This is a genomic window from Halopolyspora algeriensis (assembly GCF_003337235.1).
Lineage (GTDB): Bacteria > Actinomycetota > Actinomycetes > Mycobacteriales > Pseudonocardiaceae > Haloactinomyces > Haloactinomyces algeriensis.
This window is the reverse complement of the sequence record NZ_QPJC01000003.1, coordinates 213,786-237,149: the sequence shown is the minus strand read 5'-3', so window position 1 is coordinate 237,149 and position 23,364 is coordinate 213,786. Positions and strand designations below refer to the sequence as shown.

Genomic DNA, 23,364 nt, shown 5'->3' with positions numbered 1-23,364 from the left:
CCATCGGAACGGTCATCTCCTGCTCGGACTGACGTTGTGCGGGAGACCGCGACGGCGATCTCCCTGTTCTCCTGGAGCCATCACTGGGTCTGGCTCGCGCCGCTGACGGTGCCGGCCGTTCCTCGAGTATCACGGGCGCTGTGTTCTGGGACGGCGCTCGATCCACACATCAGGTTCGCCGAGCTGGCGCAGGACTACCCCGCATTCGCCGGTGAATCGTTCGACCTGCCGCGAGAGATCACCTGCTTCTCGTGACCGACCGCGGTGCTTTCCGGTGCGCGGGACCTGCGTACCCCACGTGGTACTGCGGAGCGGAGCGCATCCTGCGGATATAAGTCCGTTCTCCTTGCCGACCTGTGGCTGTTGTGGCCTGGAGGTACCCGGCGGACCGGTTGTCGGCGGTCCCGGTAGAAGGCATCCGGGAGAAAAAACCGGTTCGCTCTCGCCCCACCGTGCGGCATCCTGGGGGCGTGACCGAGGACTTGCGCATCACGCGGCGACTGCTCATCCCCGCCGCCGAACTGAGCGAGCGATTCTCGCGCTCGTCCGGCCCCGGCGGACAGGGAGTCAACACCACGGATTCCCGGGTTGAGCTGTCGTTCGATCTCGGGAACTCGCCGTCGCTGACCGAGCAGTCCCGGCAGCGCGCGCTGGCCCGCCTGCACCACCGGCTCAGCGACGGTGTGCTCACCATCGCCGCCTCCCGGCACCGCAGCCAACTGGCCAACCGCCGGGACGCGCGCGACCGGCTGGCCGCGGCGCTGGCCGAGGCCGTCGCACCGCCCCCGCCCACCCGTCGCCCCACCAAGCCGAGCAAGAGAGCCCGGCGGCGCCGTCTCGAGACCAAGAAACGCCGGGGTGAGATCAAGCGACAGCGGCGCCGGGGTGACCCCGGTGAAGGCTGAGCCCCCGACCGCGGCAAGCGGTGACGGGGCTGTTCGGCCCGATCGGCGCTTCCCGGCATCGCCGCAGGCACACCGCTACCGTGGTGGTCGACAGCCGCACGGGAGGGGCAAGCGGATGCAAACGGCATGGGTCCTGCCGGGTGGGTCCACCTTCGGGGCGATTCAGGCCGGCCTGGTGACGGCACTGTTCGAGGCCGGAATCGAACCGGACGCGGTCGTCGGTACCTCGGTCGGCTCCCTCAATGCCGCCTGGCTGGCCGGCGACCCTTCCGGCCGCGGAGCAGGCAAGCTTCGGGAGCTGTGGAACTCGATGCGGCGCCGCGACGTGTTTCCCACCCAGCCCGTACGCATCCTCGCGGGCAAGCTCGGCCTGTCCAACAGCCTGATGAGCAGTCACGGCCTGGCTCGCTGGATGCACCACACCCTGCCGTACCGGCGGATCGAGCACGCGCGGATCCCGTTGACCGTCACCGCCACCGACATCGACAGCGGCGACGGCGTGTACTTCGAGTACGGTCCGGTGCTGCCCGCGCTGATCGCCTCCTGCTCGATCCCGGGCATGTTCCCACCGGTCCGGATCGGGGACCGGTGGCTCGTGGACGGCGGCCCCGCGGCTTTCATGCCGATCAGCCGCGCGGTGGAGCAGGGCGCCGACCGGGTGTACGTGCTGCCTTGTGGGGGGACCGAGCCGTTCGAACCCGTCGAGCCCGAGCGCGGCGTCGGATCGATTGCGACGCTGCCCCCGCCGAAGCGGCCACCGAGGTCGATCAGCGGGGTCAACGGCGATGCGCTGGGTGCGGCGATGTCCGCAGCCGCCAGGCTCGATATGCAGCTCAACTCCACGCGGTGTGAGCTCTACGTGCTTCCCGCACCGTCGACCCGAGGGCTGTCGCCGTACTCCTTCGCACACTCCTCGGCCCTGATCGACGCGGCCTGGCGGGTGGCTCGGGAATGGCTGCCCGCGGCTGCCCCCGTACCGCCGGGGCCGGTGGACATCGGAGGCAATCCCGTGGTCGACGACTCCGGTGCCGACAGCGGAAGAGCGGACGTGTCCGATCTCACGACACGCTGAACATCGCGATGGCGGGGAGGGATCCGAGCGCGATGGACCGTGGAACGGAACGCACGGCACCGGCCGGCCGAGGGGGTGCGGAATCCCCCCGACGGTGCGGAGTTCGCCGAGCGGTATCGACAGAAAGCAGCCCACCCCGAGTGCCGCAGGCACTCGGGGTGGGCCTCGGGCGAGCCGTCGGAGGAGGAAGGCGGCTCACCGGGAGGGGTTATCGGGATCAGTTGGTGGCCAGCTGCAGCCCGTAGGCGTTCAGGGCCTCGTTGACCGGCTGGAAGAACGTCGTCCCGCCGAGGGTGCAGTTGCCCGAGCCGCCCGAGGTCATGCCCTGCGCCTGGTTGCCGCTGATGAACGAACCACCGGAGTCACCGGGCTCGGCACAGACGTCGGTGCGGGTCAGGCCGTAGACAGCACCCTGCGAGTACCGCACGGTCTGGTTCTTGGCCTCGACGGTGCCGCAGTGCCAGCCGGTGGTGGACCCGGAACGGCAGATCGAGGAGCCGACCGGTGCCTCCTGGGAGCCGGCCACGGTGCGGGCGTAACCGTTGTACATGTTCACCCACGGCTTCGAGGTCCAGCTGGAGTTGGCCGAGACCCAGGCGTAGTCGTTACCGGGGAACGACGATCCCTGGAAGTAGCCCATGTGCACCTGGTTGTGGCCGGAGGCGGAGGTGCCCGTGTCACCGCAGTGGCCGGCCGTGACCATGCCGCCGCCCTGGAGCGGGAAGCCGACCGAGCAGCGCCCGCCGCTGCCCATGTAGTAGGCGTCACCACCGATGAGGTTGTACAGGGTGCGCGGGGAGCGCTTCACCTGCTCGACACGGACCGATTCGTCGACGGAGCGGGCCCGAGCCAGGAACTTGTTGGTCTCGGCGTCGCGCTTCGTCTTGTTGACGTTCACCACGACACTGTTGGACCGGGTGTCCACGTACCAGCCGGTGATGCTGTCGGGGGCGGAGCCTTCCATTCGGTCCAGCTCGGCCTTGGCGGCGTTCAATTCCTGTTTGCTGTTCGGCACCACCTTGGCGACCGCTCCGGCCGACCGGACGGCCGATTTCTCCGAGGCATCGGTCGTGCCGACGACGAGTTTGCCGCGCTCGGCGTCGAAGAATGCTCCGCCGAACGAGTTGCCCAGCGACTGACGTAATGTGTCCTCGGCATTTCTGGCCTTGGTTTCCTGAGCCAGCCGGGTTTGTGCCTGTTCGGCGGTCAGGCCCAGATCACGCTGCATTGCCTCGGCCATGGCGGCGGAGGCCACGGGTTTGGGGGAATCCGCCTCGGCGGTCTGCGGGTTCGCGACCGACGGGGTGGCCAGGGCCGTGGCGGTTCCGGTGGCGAGCAGGACCGCGCCGGCCAGTCGTATCGTTCGTTTCCGGCTCAATGTTGTCTCCTGGTTCCGTGTGCAGTGGGGCACCCGCGCAACCGGATCGGTGCCGGTGGGAGCGCGGGACAGGACGGAAAGCAGTTCGACCCGAGTGCCGTGTCGAACGCGCGGAAACCGGTGGGTCGGTGCAAGGTACAGGCATTTCCGGCCGAGCTGTCGTTTTTCCCGGGATTTATTTCTCGTGATTTCCGCCGTTCTGCTGGAAAACGATAGGAAGTCGCGCGGCGAGAAAAAAGACTCCATTCGGACCAGCACCGTGCTGCGCGAATATTTCTGTGCAGGTCAGCGAAGTGGAAAGTGGGTTCAGAAGGCCGTGTGGCGATCGGCGAGTTTGTTTACCGTATTTCCCGTATTACTCGGACGGGGCGGTTTTGCGGGCCGAATGGCAATTCTGTTGAAGGTCGGTGCTCCGGGTGCCGCGCTCGGAGGACACCTCCGGCTGCGCCGGCTTGGTGATCACCGGTGCTGTGGGAAGGACGGAATCGAGCCGGAAGAGGTTGCACGGCGCCGCATACGCCGAACCTGCGGGCACCCGGCGAGTGGGTGCCCCCCCCCGCTCCAGGGCTTGCTCGCGATGCTTGCGCTGCCGAACACCTGGCGGGTGGAGACTCTGGAGGCTGTGGAACGACCCTCGCCATCGCCCGAGGGCAAGCCCGGCGCACGGGTGGACAACGTGTGGCGACTGACCCGTACCACCTGAGCTGCCACGCCACGAAACGAGGACTACACCCGCACGCCGGCGCGGCGCGCACCGTCTTCACCGCAGACATCGCGCTGCCTGCAGAAGAACAGGACGATGCGGAAGTGCGCACCGGTAGGTCCGGAGGGGCCGTCTTCGATCACTCGCAACCGGTGGCGTTGACGGACCGGGACGACGGACCTCTGCGGCCACCTGTTGTCGGACCGGTTCAGCGAGACCGGTCGACCGGATGGAGGGGGTCGTGCGTGCCCCGAGTGTGCCCACGAGTGATCTCGGGGCAGTGGGAGAACCCTGTGCCTGGGTGCCCTCGGCAGGACTCGAACCTGCGACACCCGCCTCCGGAGGGCGGTGCTCTATCCGCTGAGCTACGAGGGCTCGTCATGACGACTGCGGTCAGCCTACCGCACCGCCGGCAGCGGTTCGAAAGGGGTGTGGCGGTGCCGATGGCCGTGATGGGCGGAGGCCCGATCCAGGCGCCTGTCACCGGCTGCGAACAACTCATGCATATGTCACTATGTATTCGGGACAGGCGACTGGAGGTGAGGAAGTGGGCCACGGCCACGGTCACGGCGTGCCCGAGGAAGCGGGCACGAGTGCGTCGGGGCGCTACGTCCGGCGGCTCACGATATCCCTGGGAATCCTGGTGACGTTCCTCGTCCTCGAGGCCGTCGTGGGCTTCCTGGTCTCCTCCCTGGCACTGCTGTCCGACGCGGGACACATGCTCACCGACGTCCTCGGCATCGGGATGGCTCTCGCGGCCATCACGGCCGCGCGGAGACCCGCCGGCGGTAAGCGCACGTTCGGCCTCTACCGGATCGAGGTGCTGGCGGCCCTGGCCAACGCCGTGCTGCTGTTCGGGGTCGCCGGCTACATCGTGTACGAGGCGGTCGGGCGCTTCCTGCATCCCTCCGAGGTCGCCGGCCTCCCGATGATGGCCACCGCCGCAGCGGGACTGGTGGCCAACCTGGTGGTGTTCGTGCTGCTGCGCCGGGGTGCGGGCGAGAGCCTGAACGTGCGCGGCGCCTACCTGGAGGTGCTCGCCGACGCGGTGGGTTCGGTCGGTGTGCTGCTCGGCGGTGCGCTGGCCTGGGCCTTCGGCTGGTACCTCGCCGATCCCGTCGTGGCCGTCGCCGTGGGCCTGTTCGTGCTCCCACGCACGTTCAAGCTGGCTCGGCAGGCGCTGCGCATCCTGGTGCAGCAGGCCCCGGAGGACGTGGACATCGACGAGCTCCACGCGGAACTGACCGACCTGCCCTCGGTGACCGACGTGCACGACCTGCACGTGTGGACGCTGACCTCCGGCATGGAGGTGGCCTCCGCGCATCTGACCACCCGGTCCGATGCCGACCACGGTGATGTGCTGGTGGCGGCCCAGCGCCTGCTGTCCGAGCGCTATCGCATCGAGCACGCCACCCTGCAGGTCGAGCCGAGGGAGAGCCTGGGCCGCTGTCACAATCTCACCTGGTGAGAGCAGGCCCTGGCTGCTCCCGAGATGTCAACCCGTTGGCTGAACAGCAGAGACGTTTCCTTAGACTTCATCAGGTGACTCCCGCCGCGCTCGCAGAACTGGTCCGCAACACCGCCGTGCAGGTCCTCGACGCTCGAGGGCTCGACACCTCGGTCCTCCCGGAGACCGTGACGGTCGAGCGACCTCGCAACCCGGAGCACGGTGACTACGCGACCAATCTCGCCATGCAGGTGGCCAAGAAGGCCGGTGTGTCACCCCGGGATCTGGCCGGCTGGCTGGCCGAGGCGTTGAACTCGGAAAGCTCCATCGCCTCGGCCGAGGTTGCAGGCCCGGGCTTTCTGAACCTCCGACTGGCCGCCGACGCCCAGGGCGAGATCGTGCGTCAGGTGCTCGGGCAGGCCGATTCCTTCGGTGTCGGCGAGCTCTACCGGGGTCGGCGCATCAACCTCGAGTTCGTCTCGGCCAACCCGACCGGGCCGATCCACCTCGGCGGGACCCGCTGGGCCGCCGTCGGTGACGCGCTCGGCCGCGTCCTGAGCGCGCAGGGCGCCGAGGTCACCCGCGAGTACTACTTCAACGACGCCGGCGCGCAGATCGACCGCTTCGTGCGGTCACTGGTCGCCTCGGCCCGGGGGGAAGCGGTTCCGGAGGACGGTTACGGCGGTGCCTACATCGACGACATCGCCTCCGCGGTCGTCGACAGGGAGCCGCACGTGCTCGAGCTGCCGGAAACCGAGCGCGACGAGGTATTCCGCCGTACCGGTGTCGGGCTGATGTTCGACGAGATCAAGCGCAGCCTGCACGAGTTCGGTACCGACTTCGACGTGTTCTTCCACGAGGACTCCCTGCACACCTCGGGGGCGGTGACGACGGCGGTCGAGCAGCTCAAGGAGTCCGGCAGTCTCTACCACGCCGAGGGCGCGTGGTGGCTGCGCTCCACCGAGCACGGCGACGACAAGGACCGGGTCGTCATCAAAAACGACGGTGAACCGGCCTACATCGCCGGGGACATCGCCTACCAGCGGGACAAGCGCAGCCGGGGGTTCGACCTGTGCCTGTACATGCTGGGGGCGGACCACCACGGCTACGTCTCGCGGTTGAAGGCGGCCGCCGCGGCCATGGGCGACGATCCGGCGACCGTCGAAGTGCTCATCGGGCAGATGGTCAACCTCGTCAGCGGTGGCCAGCCCGTCCGGATGAGCAAGCGTGCCGGGACCGTGGTCACCATGGAGGATCTCGTCGAGGCGGTCGGCGTCGACGCCGCCCGGTACTCGCTGATCCGGTCGTCGGTGGACTCGCCCGTCGACATCGACCTCGATCTGATCAGCAAGCACACCAACGAGAACCCGGTGTTCTACGTCCAGTACGCGCACGCGCGGCTGTCGTCGCTGCAGCGCAACGCCGCATCGCTCGGGATCGATCGAGGGGCGGTGGCCGAGGCGGACCTGTCGCTGCTCACCCACGACCGCGAGGGCGATGTGATCCGTACCCTGGGGGAGTACCCGCGTGTGGTGCGAGCGGCGGCGGAGCTTCGGGAGCCGCACCGCATCGCGCGCTACCTGGAGGAGCTGGCCAGCGCCTACCACAAGTTCTACGACGCCTGCCGCGTTCTGCAGCCCGGTGACGACCGGCCCGGCGCGCTGACGATCGCCCGGCTGCACCTGTGCGAGGCGGCGCGTCAGGTGCTCGCCAACGGTCTCGCCCTGCTCGGCGTGAGCGCACCGGAACAGATGTGAACAGTGTCGGAAGTCCGTCGCCGTCCGACTGCAACACAGCTTTGACCATGTGAAAGGCCGAAAGTCCACAGCGGTGGTCGGCGCGACCGCCGCTGCGGGCTTTCGAACATCCCTTGGAGGAGGCGCAAGTATGCGCGCCCATCCGGCCGGGCCCCGGCACGCCGATGTCGTCGTGGCCGACGGTGTTCCCGGCCCCACACCATCCTCTGTGGAAGAGACCGCGCGGCTGCACTCCGCCGTGTGGCCGCGCAACGCGGAGCGGGGTCGGGACGGGGTCACCCGGTTGGCCGGCCTCGACGTGCGCGAGCTCGCCGAGCGCTACGGCACCCCGCTGTTCGTGCTGGACGAGGCCGATTTCCGCGCACGGTGCGCCGAGTACGCCGCGGCTTTCGGGGACCCCGCGTCGGTGCACTACGCCGGGAAGGCGTTCCTGTGCACCGAGGTCGCCCGGTGGATCGCCGAGGAGGGGTTGAGCCTGGACGTGGCCACCGGTGCCGAGCTGCGCGTGGCGCTGCGTGCCGAGTTCCCGCCCGAGCGGATCGCCTTCCACGGCAACAACAAGTCCGTCGCCGAGCTCGCCGCGGCCGTCGAAGCCGGCGTCGGGGCCGTCGTCCTGGACTCGTTCCACGAGATCACCCGCCTGGAGCACGTGGCGCGGGAACGCGGGGTCCGCCAGCCCGTGATGATCCGGGTGACGGTGGGCGTGGAGGCGCACACCCACGAGTTCATCGCCACCGCCCACGAGGACCAGAAGTTCGGGTTCTCGCTGGCCTCCGGGGATGCCGCCGAGGCCGCGCACCGAGTGCTCAAGGCCGACGCCCTGGAACTGGTGGGCCTGCACAGCCACATCGGTTCGCAGATTTTCGACGAGACCGGCTTCGAGCTGGCGGCCCACCGGGTGGTGGGGTTGCTGGCCGAGCTGCGCTCCGAGTACGGGGCCGAGGCGGTGTCCTCGCTGACCACCGTGGATCTCGGTGGCGGGCAGGGGATCGCCTACACCCCCGAGGACGACCCGATGCCGGTTTCCGAGCTCGCCGATCGCCTGCACAGGATCGTGCGCCGGGAGTGTGCCGACGCCGGATTCGACCCGCCACGGGTGACCGTCGAGCCGGGCCGGTCGATCGCAGGGCCGGGCACGGTGACCCTCTACGAGGTCGGCACGATCAAGGACGTGGCTCTCGACGGCGGGGCATCGCGCCGGTACATCAGCGTCGACGGCGGCATGAGCGACAATGTGCGCACGGCGCTGTACGACGCGAGCTACGACTGCCGCCTGGTCTCCCGGTCGGGCGAGAAACCCGGTGTGCTCTCCCGCATCGTGGGCAAACACTGTGAGTCCGGTGACGTGGTAGTGCGCGATTGCTGGATACCGGAGGATATTGCTCCCGGAGACCTGCTCGCGGTAGCCGCCACCGGGGCGTACTGCTATGCGATGGCCAGCAATTACAACCGCCTGCCCAAGCCTGCCGTGGTCGCGGCGCGGGACGGTCGGGCACGGGTGCTGCTGCGCAGGGAGACCGAGGACGACCTGCTCCGGCTGGAGGTGTGAGTGATCGAGGATCGTGAACCGATCAGGGTGGCGCTGCTGGGCTGCGGCACGGTCGGGACCGAGGTGGTGAGCCTGCTGCAGGGTCGCCCCGGAGAATTCGCCGCGCGAACCGGGGCACCCCTGCAGGTGACGGGTGTGGCGGTACGTCGCCCGCACAAGCACCCCGAAGTACCGGAGCATCTGCTGACCACGGACGCTGCGGCGCTGGTCAACGGCGATGTCGATGTCGTCGTCGAGCTGATCGGGGGTATCGAACCCGCCCGGTCGTTGTTGCTGCAGGCTCTGCGTGCGGGCAAGTCGGTGGTGACGGCGAACAAGGCGCTGCTGGCCGAGTACGGCTCGGAGTTGTACGCGGCGGCCGACGCGGCCGGGGCCGACATCTACTTCGAGGCGTCGGTGGCGGGTGCGATCCCGCTGCTGCGACCGTTGCGGGAGTCGCTGGCAGGCGACCGCATCAGCCGGGTCATGGGCATCGTCAACGGCACCACGAACTACATCCTCTCGGCGATGGACTCGAGCGGTGCGAGCTACGCCGAGACGCTGGAGGAGGCCGGGCAGCTCGGCTACGCCGAGGCGGACCCGACGGCGGACGTGGACGGCTTCGACGCGGCCGCGAAGGCGGCGATCCTGGCCTCGCTGTCCTTCCACACCCGTGTGACGGCCACCGATGTGCACCGCGAGGGCATCTCCGGGATCGGGGCCGGCGACATCGCGGCCGCGAAGTCGCTGGACCGCACCGTCAAGCTGCTGTCGATCTGCGAGCGGGTGGTCGACGACGAGGGCAACGAGTCCGTCTCGGCGCGCGTCCACCCGGCGATGATCCCGCGCAGCCACCCGCTGGCGGGTGTGGGCGGCGCGTTCAACGCGGTGTTCGTGGAAGCCGAGTCGGCGGGTCAGCTCATGTTCTACGGGCAGGGAGCCGGTGGTGTGCCGACGTCCAGTGCCGTCCTCGGTGACCTGGTCGCGGTCGCGCGCAATCTCGTGGTCGCGGGCAAGGGGCCGCGTGAGTCGGCACACGCGCAGTTGCCGGTGCGGTCGATGGGCGCCACGCCGACGCGATACCACATCAGCCTCGACGTGGCCGACAAGCCGGGTGTGCTCTCCCAGGTCGCGGCCACGTTCAACGAGCACGACGTGAGCATCGCCGCGGTGCGCCAGCAGGGCCGGGGTCCCGATGCCAGCCTCGTCGTGATCACGCACACGGCGCTCGACTCGGCTCTGCAGGCCACGGTGGATGAGATCGCGCGGCTCTCGGCGGTGAACGAGGTGGTCAGCGTGATGCGGGTGGAAGGTGAGCAATCGTGACGCCGGGAATCCGGGCAGCGCCGACGTCCGGTGCCGGGTGGCCCGGTCTGATCGAGGCATACCCCGACCGTGTGGAGGTCCCCGAGGGGGCCCGCACGGTGACCTTGCAGGAGGGCAACACCCCGCTGGTCGAGGCCCGTCATCTCTCGGAACTGACCGGGTGCCGGGTGTATCTGAAGGTGGAGGGCGCCAATCCCACCGGCTCGTTCAAGGACCGGGGCATGACCGTGGCGATCACCCACGCGGTCGCGGCCGGGATTCAGGCCGTGATCTGCGCCTCGACCGGGAACACCTCGGCGTCGGCGGCCGCCTACGCCGCGCGTGCCGGGTTGGCTTCGGCGGTGCTGGTGCCACAGGGCAAGATCGCGATGGGCAAGCTCGCCCAGTCCGTGGTGCACGGGGCGAAGATCCTGCAGGTGCAGGGCAATTTCGACGACTGCCTGGAACTCGCCCGCAAGACCTCGGCGGAGTATCCGGTCACCCTGGTGAACTCCGTCAACCCGGTGCGCATCGAGGGCCAGAAGACGGCGGCTTTCGAGGTGTGCGACGTGCTCGGCCGCGCGCCGGACGTGCACTGCCTGCCGGTGGGCAACGCGGGCAACATCACCGCCTACTGGAAGGGCTACGCCGAGTACGCCGCGGACGGCGTCATCACCGACACTCCCCGCATGTTCGGGTTCCAGGCCAGCGGCGCCGCCCCGATCGTGCGAGGTGAACCGGTGGCATCGCCCGAGACGGTGGCCACGGCGATCCGGATCGGCAGTCCGGCCTCGTGGCAGGCCGCGCTCGCTGCCAAGGAGGCCTCGGGGGGACTGTTCGAGTCGGTGACCGACGAGCGGATCCTCGAGGCGTACCGGCTGCTGGCCTCCCGCGAGGGTGTTTTCGTCGAGCCCGCTTCGGCCTCCAGCATCGCCGGGTTGCTCGCCACCGCCGCGGATGGTCGCCTGCCCACCGGGTCGACGGTGGTCTGCACGGTGACCGGCCACGGGCTCAAGGATCCGGACACCGCGCTGGCCGGCATGGTCGAGGTCGAGCCGCTGCCCGTGGATCCCGGCGCCGTGGCCACAGCGCTGGAGCTGACATGATTTCGGCGAAGAGCGAACGGGATGTGCACTCCCCGGCAAGCGGGGAACGTTCCGCTCACCCGGAACCGGCTACCTCCGTCCGGGTGACCGTTCCGGCTTCGACGGCGAACCTGGGGTCCGGGTTCGACACGCTCGGCATGGCTCTGTCGCTGTACGACACCGTCGAGGTCGAGGTGGTCGAGGGGCGCCCCGGCACCGCGCGGGTGCAGGTGCGGGGGCAGGGGACCGGTGCGGTCCCCGCCGACGAGAACCACCTGGTGGTGCGGATGCTCCAGCGGGTGCTGGCCGGGCTGGGTGCCACCGCGCCCGCGCTGCGGGTCCGCTGTCACAACACGATTCCGCACTCGCGGGGACTGGGATCCTCGGCCGCCGCGATCGTCGCGGGGATCACGGCCGGATACACGCTGGCCGGGCGCACGGTGGCCTCTCCCGAGTGCGCCGCCGATGTCTTGCAGATGGCGGCTTCGTGCGAGGGTCACGGCGACAATGCGGCGGCGAGTCTGTACGGCGGTCTCGTCATCGCCTGGAGCGAGGGGGACAGCTTCCGCGCCACCAGGCTGGAGCCGCATGCGGACTTGCGTCCGGTCGCGCTCGTCCCGGCGGCGGAGTCGGCCACGCACACGACCAGGGGCCTGCTCCCGCAGAACGTGCCGCATGCCGACGCGGCGTTCGCCGCGAGCCGCGCCGCCCTGGCGGTGCATGCGCTGACCGGTGATCCCGATTTGCTCGTCGACGCGACCGGTGATCGGTTGCACCAGGATTACCGGGAACCGGCGTGGCCGGAGACCATCGCGCTGGTGCGGTGTCTGCGTGCCGCGGGTGTCGCGGCCGCGGTGTCCGGTGCGGGACCGACCGTGCTCGCGTTCCCGCCGGGCGGGGAACTCCCCGCCGGTGTCGATACGGCGGGTTTCGACGTGCTCCGGCTGCCGGTGGATCGGGCCGGTGTGCGGGTCGATCACCTGTCGTGAAGAGTGCGTGGCAGGGGGTACCCGGCGGTCGCGCAGGGTGTTCGCAGTGGTACAAAGGGAGTGTCGGATTCGGCGGCGGCCTTTCCGGGGTGCTCGCCGAGCAGTACCACCGAGAGTTCTCCGCCGAGGCGGAGCATGAATCGATGTGCTGCGTGCTAGAATCCGGGTAGAGGGTTCTGGTCGTTCCGGTGAAAATCAAGCCGGTCGATGTGAAACCGTTCTCCTGCTTCGGCAGGCGTCTTCCCAGCGTTGCGGGGTGACGATAAACGGCTCGACGGAAACCCGAGTAAGCCCGTTGCGGTTGACTCCGGGGAGCGCCGCGGGAAGACCCCGGCTGCGGCGCGGTCGGGGCCAACGCCGCATCGCAAGATGACGGCTCGCCGGTACGGCTTGTACGTATCGGTGGACGGCATTTACCCTCAAGGTCAATCAGTCACCGCGCGCACGGGCGCCGGTGCCGTACCCGGGACATCCATTCCCGGGGTGCATCCCTCGCTGTGAATTGACTCCACCCCCGTACGGGTGAAGATCAGGATTGGCGGGTACTTGATCGCGGTGGCCGAGGTAGGAGTTGGCAACTCAATGGGGCTCGCTTCGACGCAGTCGATCGTCGAATCGTGGCCGGTGTCGAGCCGGAAGTTCCGGTGTTTCCGCGGTTGTGTCCCCGCACGGCACCATGGAGATGATCGATGGCTCGCAAGTGAGGTACTCGAGGGCTCCGGAACTGCCGCAGACGTGCGACAACCGGACTCGACTCCAGTACGGCAAGGGCTGTTGAGATGGTGATTCCCGGTGTGAGGTGGCAGCAACATGTGCACGTGACCCGGGTGTCTCCGCCCGCCGGTGCCGCTGGTTTCGTGAGTCGGCCCGGATACCGATCGTGTCGTGAGCCCTCGTCGAGTTTCCTTCGACACCGGGGCTGGTAGCACTACAAGGCCGCTCGCCGTGGTTGCGGGCGGAAAATCCGCTGGGCCGCGTGGGAGGCGCGGATCCGGTCAGGAAGGACATTCGTGAGCAACACAGATCTGTTGAGCAGCGAGACCGCCAACGGCGTCTCTTCGGCTGGCCAGCAGGGATCCGAGTCGTCGAGTGCAGGGACCTCCGAGGCTGCGAGCAACGGCACTCCACGGCGACGCGGTGGTCTGTCCGGCATGGTGCTTGCCGAGCTGCGCCAACTCGCTGGGGAATTGGGCATCGAGACCAGTGGCCTGCGCAAGGGCGACCTGATCGCTGCCATCAAGGAAAAGCAGGGTGGGGCCGAAGCCTCGAGCGCGGGCAAGAAGCAGCCTGCTCAGCGGGGCAACCGTGCCCGGGCAGCCGCGAACACCGCCGAGGAGGCTCCCGCTGCGGCCACGACTCGAGAAGAGCCTGCTGCGAGCACCGACCAGGAAGCTCCCGCCGCGAACACCGATCGGGAGGCTCCCGCTGCCGCGAAAACCGGGCAGAAGTCGCGCGGGACGGAGTCGCAGGGCGGCGAGGGCGCAGGTACCACGTCGACCAACGGCGCCGCACCGAGCCGGGGAGGAGGTTCTCGCAGGCAGGGCGGCGACGGTTCCGGTGACGACAACCGTCGCGGCAACAACCGCCGCCGGCGTTCCTCGGGTCGTTCCGGCGGTGGGGGTCAGGATCAGGCCGACGACCGCAACGACCGCCAGGACAACCGCCAGCAGGACGGCCGTGGACAGGACGGTCGCGGGCAGGACAACCGCGGGCAGGACTCCGATGACGACCGGGGTGGGCGCCGTGGGCGCCGGTTCCGGGACCGTCGTCGCAACCGCGGACGTGGTGAAGGCGGCGGCGAGCCGGAGGTCCGGGAGGACGACGTTCTCCTTCCGGTGGCCGGGATTCTCGACGTCCTGGAGAACTACGCCTTCGTGCGTACCTCCGGCTACCTCGCGGGCCCGAACGACGTCTACGTCTCGCTGTCCCTGGTCCGCAAGTACGGCCTGCGCCGTGGTGATGCGATCCAGGGCGTCATCCGGCAGCCGCGCGAGGGTGAGCAGCAGCGCCAGAAGTTCAACCCGCTGGTGCGTGTCGACGGGATCAACGGACTGGAGCCGGAGGCCGCGAAGAAGCGCCACGAGTTCCAGAAGCTGACCCCGCTGTACCCGAACGAGCGGCTGCGGCTGGAGACGGAACCGCAGAACATGACCAGCCGGATCATCGACCTGGTGATGCCGGTCGGCAAGGGGCAGCGCGCGCTGATCGTCTCGCCGCCGAAGGCGGGCAAGACGATGGTGCTGCAGGCGATCGCCAACTCCATCACGACCAACAATCCCGAGTGCCATCTGATGGTCGTGCTCGCCGATGAGCGACCCGAAGAGGTCACCGACATGCAGCGCTCGGTCAAGGGCGAGGTCATCGCCTCCACCTTCGACCGCCCGCCGTCGGACCACACCACGGTCGCGGAGCTGTCCATCGAACGAGCCAAGCGTCTGGTGGAGATGGGACACGACGTGGTCGTGCTGCTGGACTCGATCACGCGTCTGGGCCGGGCCTACAACCTGTCGGCCCCGGCGTCCGGCCGGATCCTGTCCGGTGGTGTCGACTCCACGGCGCTGTACCCGCCGAAGCGTTTCCTCGGTGCGGCCCGCAATATCGAGAACGGCGGTTCGCTGACGATCTTCGCCACCGCGCTGGTGGAGACCGGGTCCACGATGGACACCGTGATTTTCGAGGAGTTCAAGGGCACCGGCAACGCCGAGCTCAAGCTCGACCGCAAGCTCGCCGACAAGCGCCTGTTCCCCGCGGTGGACGTGGATGCCTCCAGCACCCGCAAGGACGAGATCCTGCTGTCCCAGGACGAGCTGTCGGTCAACCACAAGTTGCGCCGGGTGCTCGCCGCGCTGGACAGCCAGCAGGCTCTGGAACTCGTGCAGGATCGGCTGCGCAAGACGCGGACGAACATCGAGTTCCTCATGCAGGTCGCCAAGACCACTCCGGGCAAGGACGACGAGTAGGTCCTCCTCGCACCGCACACGAACGGGCCCCGCACCGGACATCGGTGCGGGGCCCGCGTGCATGCGCCGGGGTCGGGTGAAAGCAGCGTCGTCGGGGGAAAGTCCGGGAAACCCCGGACACGCGCTGACATCCGACGGGCGCATGCCAAGGAGTTCTCCCATGCCCCGTGGGAGAACCCCTTGCCTTCACAGGCGCGCTCGGCGGCTCTCCGCTCGGCGCGCCCGCGCTCACCGGTTGTCGGTGTTCTGGTTCAGCACGGCCTTGACCACGAAGCGGGCCGAGTCGCTCTGAACCACGTTGGTGGTGTTGCGGGGGAGTTCGAGGGCCACCTCGAAGGTCCGGGATTCGTTCGCATCCAGTGTTCCGGCGCTGTGCGGCTCACCGACGAGCTCTGCCACCGTGTTGCCGTCGATGACCGTTTCGCCTGCTCCGGTGGCGGTCGTGAACTCCAGGTTCTGGAGCAGTTCGCCCCCGCCTCGGCCGACGGAATCACCACCGGTCTCGTCGCCGGCGGCACTTTCCGGCTCGGTGAGGCTGTTCTCGTTGTTTTCCACACGTACGAGCTCGAACGACAGGTCACCGGCCACGTCGCCCTTGTTGGTCAAGGTGAAGGCGGCGGTGCGGGAGTCGCCGGGCGCGAGGGGGTCCACGTCGATGACGCCGTTTCCACTGAAGACGTCGCCCGTGGCGCTGCTCGCCTGCAGATCCATCGTTCCTGCGGTGGCCACGGCACCCCGCTGCTCCGAGTCGCTGAAGGCCGCGTAGGTACCCGCGGTGAGGGCGACGGCGGCGGCGACGGCGGTGACTCCACCGATCCCGACGGCCAGCTTCCTGTTCTTCATGGAGGGGTCCTTTCTCCCGGATTGCGGGAAAGCGGTGGTGCCGTGTTATCGCAAGATCGTGCTGGATCGGCCGGTCGGTCGGCGTCGTCAAAGTTGACGAAACTCCGCCCGTGATGGTGATCGGTCCTGTGGTGGTGATCGAACCGGCGCGGGGGTCGGCGCCGGTGTGGTCGCCGGATGCAAGCGGGCCCCGCACCGGTCGTGGCGCGGGGCCCGCTTGTCTGCGCCGCGGCTGAGCGGGAAGCGGGCGGCCGGGGGAAGAGCCCGACAACACCCGGCCGCGCTTGCGCTCAGCGGGCGCATGGCGGGGAGTTCCCGTGCCCCTCGGGAAAACTCCCCTGTTCTCGGTAACGTGCTCGGCGGTTCCCTGACCTTTCGGGCGCGGGACCGCGTGCGCTTACCGCTGGTTCAGGTCGGCCACGATCTGGAAGCCGGCCGAGTCGTTCTGGATCACGCTGGTGGCGTTCTGCGGGACCGTGAGGTTCACGGTGAAGGTCCGCGATTCGCCCGGACCGAGCGTTCCGGCGCTGCGGGGCTCGCCGACGACCTCCGTGAGTTTTTCGTTCTCGGCGGCGAGGCCCGTGATCCTCAGGTTCTCGAACAGCTCGCCCTCGTTCTTGCCCTCGGAGTCGTCACCGGCGTCCCGTTCGGGCTCGGTGAGCTCGTTCTCGTCGTCGGCGTCCTTCTCGAGCCGGAACGACAGGTTGCCCGCCACGCTGCCCTCGTTGGTCAGGGTGAAGGAGGCACTGCTGGAGTCGCCGGGGTGCAGAGGGCCCACCTCGAGGGCGCCGTTCTCGTTGAAGGAGCTGCCCTCGGTGCTGTTCAGGTTGCCCACCTGCAGGTCCATCGTGCCTGCGGTGGCCACGGCTCCCCGCTCCTCCTCGTCGCTGAGCAACGCGTAGGTGCCTGCGGTGATGGCGACGACGGCGGTGACAGCGGAAGCCCCGCCGATCCCGGCGGCCAGCTTCTTGTTGCGCATCGAAGGTCCTTTCTCCCGGGATTCGCGGGAAGGCGGTGGCGGCGGTGGTGCCCTGCCGCCGATCATCGTGCTGGATCGAGCGGGCCGGCGGCGTCGTCAAAGTTGAGGAAATCGGCGAACGCAACGGGGCCCCGCACCACCTCCCGGTGCGGGGCCCCGTCGCCTGCGCCGTGGCCGAGCGCGGCTTTCAGCGAGCGCGCGTCAGCGGCCCTGCCTGCTGGGGTGCTTTCAGTTCTGGACCTGCTGGTCCAGGTTTGCCGTGATCTGGAACTTGGCCTTGTCGGTCTGGAACTCGCTGGTGGCGTCCTGCGGCACCGACAGCGTCAACTTGTACTCGGCCGTCTCGTCTGCTGCGAGCGTGCCACCGTTGTTGAAGGATCCCCACTCCGCGAGCTGATCCAGCGACGTGGTCACGTCCTGCCCACCGGGGCCGTCGACCACGAGCTGCAGGTTCTCGGGCAGCTCGCCTTCGTCGGCGCTGTTGTCGCCGGCGTCCTCTTCGGGGTCGGTGAGGGTGTTCTCGTCGTTGGTCACCGTCTCGAAGTCGAAGCTCAGGTTGCCTGCCACGTCACCCGCGTTCTTCAGGGTGAAAGTGGTGGAGCCGATCGTGTCGCCGGGAGCGACGGTGCCGGACACGGTGAAGTAGCCGTTCTCACCGAAGATGTCGCCGTGGGTGTTGCTCACCTGCAGGTCCATGGTGCCGCCGGTGGCGATGACGCCGCGCTGCTCGGTGTCGGAGAAGGCGGCGAAGGTGCCCGCGGTGAGGGCGACGGCGGCGGCGACGGCGGTGACGCCGCCGAGTCCGGCGGCGAGCTTCTTGTTGCGCATGATGGTTCCTTTCCGAATGTCCGCCCGTGTGGCGGTCGATGCCGGCGGTGTTGCCGTGTCACCGACGAGCATGCTGGGCCGGCCGGGTCGGCGGACTCGCCAAAGTTGAGGAAACGCGAATACCCAGTTTTGATGAGAGACGACGCAGGGGAGCGCGACCGGTCGGTGATCACTGGGACAGCACGCGAGGAGCCCCGCACCGGCGCCGGTGCGGGGCTCCTCGGTGGATGCCGTGGCCGGGAGGTGTGTGATGCTCCGGCCCGGCTTCAGCGAGTGATCAGTGGCTTTGCGGGGTCGCTGCGCTTCAGTTCTGGACCTGGTCCAGGTTGGCCACCATCTTGAACTTGGCCGTGTCGCCCTGGATCTCGTTGCCGGCATCCTTCACCGACAGCTTCAGGGTGTAGTTGATGCTTTCGCCGCCCTCGAGCGTGGCGAGGTTGTCGACGGAAATGTCGTCGAGATCCTCCAGCGTGTGGGAGTTACCTCCGCCGTTGATGGTGAGCACCAGGTTCTCGAGCAGCTCGCCCTCGCTCGCGCCGTCGACGCCGTTCTCGCCGTCGGCGCCCTCTTCGGGGCCGGTGAAGCCGTTTCCGTCGTCCTTCAGCGCCTGAAGATCGATGCTCAGGTTGCCGGCCACGTCACCCGCGTTCTTCGCGGTGAATTTGGCCTTGCCGACCGTCTCACCGGGGGAAACGGTGCCCACGTCGACGATGCCGTTCTCGCCGAACACGTCGCCGTACTGGCTGTTGGTGATCTGCAGGTCCATGGTGCCACCGGTGGCGACGACGCCGCGCTGCTCGGTGTCGGAGAAGGCGGCGAAGGTGCCTGCGGAGATGGCGACGGCGGCGGCGACGGCGGTGACTCCACCGATTCCGGCGGCGAGCTTCTTGTTGCGCATCGAAGGTCCTCTCTTCGGGGCCGCCGGTGCGGCGGCGATGATGGCGGCGGTGTTGCCGTGTCACCGAAGATCGTGCTGGCCCGGCCGGTCGAACTGCGTCGTCAATCTTGAGGAAACCCGAATACCCGGTTTTGATGATGCGACCGATCACCCCCGTCCCCGACGCTGGGAGTTCCGCTGTGGACGTGCTCCACGCCCACGGCAGTGGTCACGCGCCGCAGGGGGAGAAGAAATGACCGCCAGCACGGAAGACGTCACGCAGGAAATACCGACGAACGTACCGACGGACATGCCGACGGAAGAGATGCCGGTTGTGGCTGCCGACACCGCTCGCGATGATGGTCATTCCCCGAGGAAGCGCTCGACACCGCCACGGTCGCCGGTACGCCGGGTCGCGGGCTGGATCGGCGGGCTCGTGGTCCTCGCGGCGGTCGCGCTGGCCCTCTCGATCACCGTGGTCCCCGCGGTGGTGGGCGGGAGGACGCTGACGGTGCTCAGCGGCAGCATGAGCCCGACCATCCCGGCCGGCTCGGTCGTGGTGACCAAGCCGGTGGACCCGGCCTCCCTGCACGTCGGCGACGTGATCACTTTCTCCAGTCGAGGCCCGGACGCCCTGGGCAGCAGCCACCGCGTCACACACCGGATCGTGGCCGTGGACCGGACGGCAGAATCGGTGAGCTTCACCACCCGGGGCGACGCCAACGAGGCGGTGGACGCGCAACCCGTGGTCGCCGACGACGTCATCGGCAAGGTGTGGTTCCACCTCCCGTGGCTCGGCTGGGCCCACGGCAGGCTTCCCCAGATCATGCTGCTGGGAGGTGGTGCGGTGCTGCTGATCATCGGGGTGGGGGCACTGCGTTCCGCGCTGCGCCCGTCCATCGAAACAGGGGATAACGGATAAGGATGCCGATGCCCACATGCGAGCAATCCCAGCGTCTCGCCCGACCGGGACGCTGGGCCGCTTTGACCGGTGCTCTGGCCGGTTCCCTGGTCGTCATCACCAGTGCCGTGGCGCTGTCCGGGACCACGGAGGCCGGGCTCACCGACTCGGAAGTGGTGCTGGAATACACCGTCACCGGTCCCGGAAAGGAACCCGACACGGTGCCGCCCCCGGACAGGGGAGCGCAGCCGGGTGTGCCGAGCTCGAACCCCGCCCGGACGGCCGCTCCCAGCGCCTCGGCCGAGCGGCCGGGCACCGGCGACGAGCAGCGGAGCCGGCCGCCGTCGCAGTCGGGAGACCGGCCGACGCAGAGCCGGTCGGCCGACGGCGGACAGCAGACCTCGGGACAGACCTCGCCGGCGACCGCCCCGACACAGCAACCGGATTCGCAGCAGCCGGCAGAGGGCTCGGTGTCGACACGGACCGCAGAGGAGGTGCCCTCCGATGGGACGGAACAGTGACGGCTCGGCGCCGGCCCGCTCCACGCGCACCGGCCGAAGACTCGTGCCCGCTTTCGTCGGGGCCGTGCTGAGCACCCTGCTGCTCGCGGCATCACCCGCCGCCGCTGCACCGGAAACCTCCTCGGAACCGGAGATGCGGCTGCACGTCACCTCGACGGGCATGACGCTGGACGGCCCCGGGGAGCTGGAGCTCACCGAACTCGTCCCGGGCACGACCGAGCGCATCACCGCACTCGTCACCAACGATTCGGACGAGGAGGTCCGGATCGGGGTGGGGGCGACGGACCTGACCGAGGAGGAGAACGGGTGCACCCCTCCCGAACGCACCGTCGACACCACGTGCACCGGCGAGGACGGCGAACTGGGCGCCGCCCTGCGCCTCTCGGCAGAACCGGAGTCCGGAGCGGCGCATTCGATGCCGATCCGTGCCGCACTCGACCGGGACGTGTCCCTGCCGCCGGTCGCCCCGGGTGAATCGATGCGGGTCGGAGTGACACTGACGGTCCCGGCGGAGGTGGACAACCGCATCCAGAGCGACCAGGCCCTGTTCGACCTGGTCTGGCACGCCACGAGTGCGGTGGGCAGCGCCGACGCGTCCGTTCCGGTCGTGTCCGAAAGCGGCGGTTCCTCGGACTCGTCCTTCCTCGCGATCACCGGTTCGCCGGTCCGTACGCTCCTGCTCGGCGGCCTGCTGGCGGTGGGTGCCGGGGCGCTGGCGCTGTGGTTCGGTCGCACCCGGCGCGGGCTGGTGCGCTCCGACAAGTAGTGTCCGACCGGAGAAGTAAATCCGATTCACCGGTAATATCCGCCCCGGTCGGATCGATACCACCCCAGGGGGTCGCCGAACCGGGGTGTCCTCCCGGGCTGGGAAATGAGGCGAGTGAATGGATGCGTTGAGCGTTGGCCGGGTTCGTCGAGTGCTCGGCTCGCGTGGTGGCGCGCTGTTCGTCGATCTGCTCGTGGTCGTCGCCCTGGCGGCCGGAGCCCTCGGGGTGGCGCTGGGGCCCGTCCGGACGCTCTGGCCCGCCGAGCACAGCTACCTCGTGATCACCATGCTCTCGGCTGCGGTGGCGGCCGGAGCGGGTGTCCTGGCCGAGCTCGTCACCCGGATGGGCGGGCAGTGGCAGGACGCCCGCATCGCCGCGGCGCTGTTCGTCTACGGGCTCGTCGTCGTGCCCACCACGACCGTCGATCCGGGGCCCGATGCCGACGTGGTCGCGCTGCAGACGGCGCGGTTCGTGGCCAGTGTCGGCGTGGTCGCGCTGCTGGCGCTGTCGCTGTGGTCGGGTGGACCGAGGACGAGGGCCACCGCCTGGCCGTCCGTTCTCGTGATCAGCGCGATCGTGCTCGTCGTCGGCATCTCGGCCGCGAGGTTCCCCGTCGAGGCGATCGACCTGCTGACCGCCGTGGCCGGGCACGGCGCCTTCGAGGGCTACGCCCTGGTCGGCGTGATGATGACCGGCTTCGGTCTCGCCCGCAGGCAGCGGACCTTCTGGCGGATCGGCCTGGGGGTGCTGGTGCTCGCCATCGCCCAGGGAGTCCTGCAGGCGGGCTCGGCGAGCGTTTCCGACCCGTACCTGCCCTTCGCGGTCCTGCGTCTCGCCGGGGTCGGTGCGGTGCTGGCCGCCGTGGCCGTGCACGCGGGGGCGTTGAGCCGAGCGGAGCGGGCGCGGCAGGAGGCCGAACGTGCCCAGCTGCAGGCGATGCGGGAAGAGGAGCAACGCCGCCGGGAGCGCAACGACGAGCGTGACCACGAGATGCGCAACGCCCTCGTCGGACTGTCCGGCGCGGCCCGTCTCCTCGGGCAGGGAGGAGCCGCCCTGCCCGAGGGTGACCAGGGCGAACTGCGCACGGCGGTGGAGGCCGAGCTGGCGCGGTTGCGTGACCTGCTCGAACGCTCGGCCGCCCGGCCTGCCGGGGAGGAGGCGGAACTGGCTCCGCTGCTGCAGCAACTCGTCACGCTCCGCCGCACCGCGGGCACGGACATCGAGCTGCAGGCCCCTGCCGAGCTGCGGACCACGGCCTCGTCGGCGACGGTCGCGCAGGTCCTGACGAACCTGCTGGCCAACTGTGAGCGCCACGCGCCGGGTGCACGGGTGCGTATCCGCGCGGCCGAGACCGGCGGGACGATCCGCATCGAGGTGAGCGACGACGGCCCCGGGCTGGCCCCGGGAACCGAGGAGCTCGTCGTGCAGCGGCAGTTCGGCGACCGGCGCAAGGGCGGCAGCGGGCTGGGGCTGCACGTGAGTGCCGAGCTGCTCGACGTGGAGGGCGGCCGTCTGACCATGCTGCCCTCCACGCGAAACAACCCCGGTTGCACCGCGGTGGTCGAGGTGCCCGCATCGGCCGCGGGCTCCGACACCGGGGAGGCGGCGCACGAGGACGAGGCTCCGGCGGCGCACGCGGAGGAAGCGACGACGGCGCACGCGGAGAAGACCCAGCCGATCAACAGGGTGAGGCTGATGCTCCCGCACCGGGCGAACAGTGCGGCTTCGGCCGCGGCATCGCAGGATCGCGCCTGCATCGGGACGGAGAGCTCATGAGCGTGCTGGTGATCGACGACCACCAGCTGGTCACCGCCTCGCTCGTCATGGCCCTGCGTGCGCATTCCCTCGATGCGCACCGTTGCCCGGTCTTCGACGTCGAGGGAGTGCTGGACGAGGCCGACAAGCACACGCCGGGGCTCGCCCTGGTCGATCTCGAACTGGGCAACGGCGACGACGGCAGGCCGAGGGACGGGGCGGACCTGGTGGGGCCGCTGTGCCAGGCGGGCTGGTCGGTGGTCGTGGTCTCCGGCAGCACCCAGCAGGAGCGGGTGGCCGCGGCGATCGCCGCCGGCGCGAACGGCTGGGTACCGAAGTCGGAGTCCTTCGACGACCTGCTGAACGCGGCACTCGCGGCCGCGAACGGAAAAGCGCTGCTCACCCCGGAGCAACGCAAGCAGTGGCTCGCGCTGCACCGGGAGTCGAGCCGCCGGGCCGCGGACGTCCACGGGCGGCTGGACCGCCTGAGCACCCGGGAACGCGAAGTTCTGGAGCGGTTGGCGCAGGGGCAGCGGGCAGCGACCATCGCGCAGGAGTTCTACATCTCGCTGGCCACCGTGCGTACCCAGATCCGCTCCATCCTGACCAAGCTCGATGTCGGTTCGCAGCTGGAAGCGGTGGCGCTGCACCAGGACGCCCGGCGGTGACCGGCGGGTGGAATACCGTCGAGTCCCCCTGCGTTGCAGGTCAGGCATGTGCTTCTGGCACACTGTCCGCTTGGTTCCGGCACCGGTTCACCGCAC

Annotated in this window: 20 protein-coding genes and 1 tRNA gene; 15 read left to right on the top strand and 6 right to left on the bottom strand. The window is 69.3% G+C overall.

Annotated elements, in window-relative coordinates; genetic code table 11:
* The first annotated feature begins 36 nt into the window (after window positions 1-36).
* The 3 genes from DFQ14_RS22010 to DFQ14_RS07590 all read left to right on the top strand — a co-directional run bounded on the left by DFQ14_RS22010 (window position 37) and on the right by DFQ14_RS07590 (window position 1,977).
* Complete coding sequence (locus tag DFQ14_RS22010) at window positions 37-255, top strand: hypothetical protein (protein WP_170206384.1); 219 nt, start codon at window positions 37-39, stop codon at window positions 253-255.
* A gap of 215 nt (window positions 256-470) precedes the next feature.
* Entirely contained in the window at window positions 471-905 is a 435-nt protein-coding gene (gene arfB, locus DFQ14_RS07595; RefSeq protein WP_114452386.1) for an alternative ribosome rescue aminoacyl-tRNA hydrolase ArfB, read from the top strand.
* A gap of 115 nt (window positions 906-1,020) precedes the next feature.
* The gene (locus DFQ14_RS07590; protein WP_114452385.1) at window positions 1,021-1,977 is read left to right on the top strand and encodes a patatin-like phospholipase family protein; all 957 of its coding nucleotides are present in this window, start codon (window positions 1,021-1,023) and stop codon (window positions 1,975-1,977) included.
* A gap of 217 nt (window positions 1,978-2,194) precedes the next feature.
* Here the strand turns inward: DFQ14_RS07590 and DFQ14_RS07585 are convergent, their stop codons facing one another.
* Both DFQ14_RS07585 and DFQ14_RS07575 read right to left on the bottom strand, forming a co-directional pair.
* On the bottom strand, window positions 2,195-3,355 hold the full coding sequence (locus DFQ14_RS07585; protein WP_114452384.1) for a S1 family peptidase: 1,161 nt from the start codon (window positions 3,353-3,355) through the stop codon (window positions 2,195-2,197).
* A 1,005-nt stretch (window positions 3,356-4,360) separates the two neighbouring features.
* A tRNA-Arg gene (locus tag DFQ14_RS07575) sits at window positions 4,361-4,433 on the bottom strand.
* Between the two features lie 172 nt (window positions 4,434-4,605).
* On the opposite strand from DFQ14_RS07575, the gene DFQ14_RS07570 reads away from it, so the two are divergent.
* The 7 genes from DFQ14_RS07570 to rho all read left to right on the top strand — a co-directional run bounded on the left by DFQ14_RS07570 (window position 4,606) and on the right by rho (window position 15,129).
* Window positions 4,606-5,526, top strand: a complete 921-nt coding sequence (locus tag DFQ14_RS07570) for a cation diffusion facilitator family transporter (protein ID WP_114452383.1) — start codon at window positions 4,606-4,608, stop codon at window positions 5,524-5,526.
* A gap of 74 nt (window positions 5,527-5,600) precedes the next feature.
* Window positions 5,601-7,262 carry an arginine--tRNA ligase gene (gene argS / locus DFQ14_RS07565; protein ID WP_114452382.1) on the top strand — a complete coding sequence of 554 codons (1,662 nt, stop codon included), beginning with the start codon at window positions 5,601-5,603 and terminating at the stop codon, window positions 7,260-7,262.
* A gap of 130 nt (window positions 7,263-7,392) precedes the next feature.
* Window positions 7,393-8,811: a diaminopimelate decarboxylase gene (gene lysA, locus DFQ14_RS07560; RefSeq protein ID WP_114452381.1), complete on the top strand. Its 1,419-nt coding sequence runs from the start codon at window positions 7,393-7,395 to the stop codon at window positions 8,809-8,811.
* Window positions 8,812-10,116 carry a homoserine dehydrogenase gene (locus DFQ14_RS07555; RefSeq protein ID WP_114452380.1) on the top strand — a complete coding sequence of 435 codons (1,305 nt, stop codon included), beginning with the start codon at window positions 8,812-8,814 and terminating at the stop codon, window positions 10,114-10,116. It abuts the gene before it with no gap.
* Window positions 10,113-11,201, top strand: a complete 1,089-nt coding sequence (thrC, locus tag DFQ14_RS07550; protein WP_179951516.1) for a threonine synthase — start codon at window positions 10,113-10,115, stop codon at window positions 11,199-11,201. Before DFQ14_RS07555 ends, thrC begins: the two co-directional genes overlap by 4 nt.
* Window positions 11,198-12,169, top strand: coding sequence for a homoserine kinase (thrB, locus tag DFQ14_RS07545; protein WP_114452379.1), 972 nt, complete (start codon window positions 11,198-11,200; stop codon window positions 12,167-12,169). Before thrC ends, thrB begins: the two co-directional genes overlap by 4 nt.
* A 1,010-nt stretch (window positions 12,170-13,179) precedes the next feature.
* Window positions 13,180-15,129: a transcription termination factor Rho gene (gene rho, locus DFQ14_RS07540; protein ID WP_114452378.1), complete on the top strand. Its 1,950-nt coding sequence runs from the start codon at window positions 13,180-13,182 to the stop codon at window positions 15,127-15,129.
* Between the two features lie 228 nt (window positions 15,130-15,357).
* Here rho and DFQ14_RS07535 read toward each other — a convergent pair whose 3' ends face one another.
* From DFQ14_RS07535 to DFQ14_RS07520, 4 genes are all read right to left on the bottom strand, one after another.
* On the bottom strand, window positions 15,358-15,972 hold the full coding sequence (locus tag DFQ14_RS07535) for a TasA family protein (protein WP_114452377.1): 615 nt from the start codon (window positions 15,970-15,972) through the stop codon (window positions 15,358-15,360).
* A 397-nt stretch (window positions 15,973-16,369) separates the two neighbouring features.
* A complete protein-coding gene (locus tag DFQ14_RS07530) occupies window positions 16,370-16,951 on the bottom strand; it encodes a TasA family protein (RefSeq protein ID WP_158546676.1) in 582 nt (193 codons plus the stop codon).
* A 228-nt stretch (window positions 16,952-17,179) separates the two neighbouring features.
* The gene (locus tag DFQ14_RS21845; RefSeq protein WP_158546675.1) at window positions 17,180-17,779 is read right to left on the bottom strand and encodes a TasA family protein; all 600 of its coding nucleotides are present in this window, start codon (window positions 17,777-17,779) and stop codon (window positions 17,180-17,182) included.
* 304 nt (window positions 17,780-18,083) lie between these two features.
* Window positions 18,084-18,677, bottom strand: a complete 594-nt coding sequence (locus DFQ14_RS07520; RefSeq protein WP_114452374.1) for a TasA family protein — start codon at window positions 18,675-18,677, stop codon at window positions 18,084-18,086.
* A 232-nt stretch (window positions 18,678-18,909) separates the two neighbouring features.
* Between DFQ14_RS07520 and DFQ14_RS07515 the strand changes: the two genes are divergently transcribed.
* The 5 genes from DFQ14_RS07515 to DFQ14_RS07495 all read left to right on the top strand — a co-directional run bounded on the left by DFQ14_RS07515 (window position 18,910) and on the right by DFQ14_RS07495 (window position 23,268).
* Window positions 18,910-19,578 carry a signal peptidase I gene (locus DFQ14_RS07515; RefSeq protein ID WP_158546674.1) on the top strand — a complete coding sequence of 223 codons (669 nt, stop codon included), beginning with the start codon at window positions 18,910-18,912 and terminating at the stop codon, window positions 19,576-19,578.
* Between the two features lie 8 nt (window positions 19,579-19,586).
* Window positions 19,587-20,078, top strand: coding sequence for a hypothetical protein (locus tag DFQ14_RS07510; RefSeq protein ID WP_114452373.1), 492 nt, complete (start codon window positions 19,587-19,589; stop codon window positions 20,076-20,078).
* Complete coding sequence (locus DFQ14_RS07505; protein WP_114452372.1) at window positions 20,062-20,844, top strand: hypothetical protein; 783 nt, start codon at window positions 20,062-20,064, stop codon at window positions 20,842-20,844. The genes DFQ14_RS07510 and DFQ14_RS07505 overlap by 17 nt, the downstream gene beginning before the upstream one ends.
* A 118-nt stretch (window positions 20,845-20,962) precedes the next feature.
* Window positions 20,963-22,621: a sensor histidine kinase gene (locus DFQ14_RS07500; RefSeq protein WP_141921345.1), complete on the top strand. Its 1,659-nt coding sequence runs from the start codon at window positions 20,963-20,965 to the stop codon at window positions 22,619-22,621.
* Window positions 22,618-23,268, top strand: a complete 651-nt coding sequence (locus DFQ14_RS07495; RefSeq protein ID WP_114452370.1) for a response regulator transcription factor — start codon at window positions 22,618-22,620, stop codon at window positions 23,266-23,268. The genes DFQ14_RS07500 and DFQ14_RS07495 overlap by 4 nt, the downstream gene beginning before the upstream one ends.
* Window positions 23,269-23,364 lie beyond the last annotated feature (96 nt).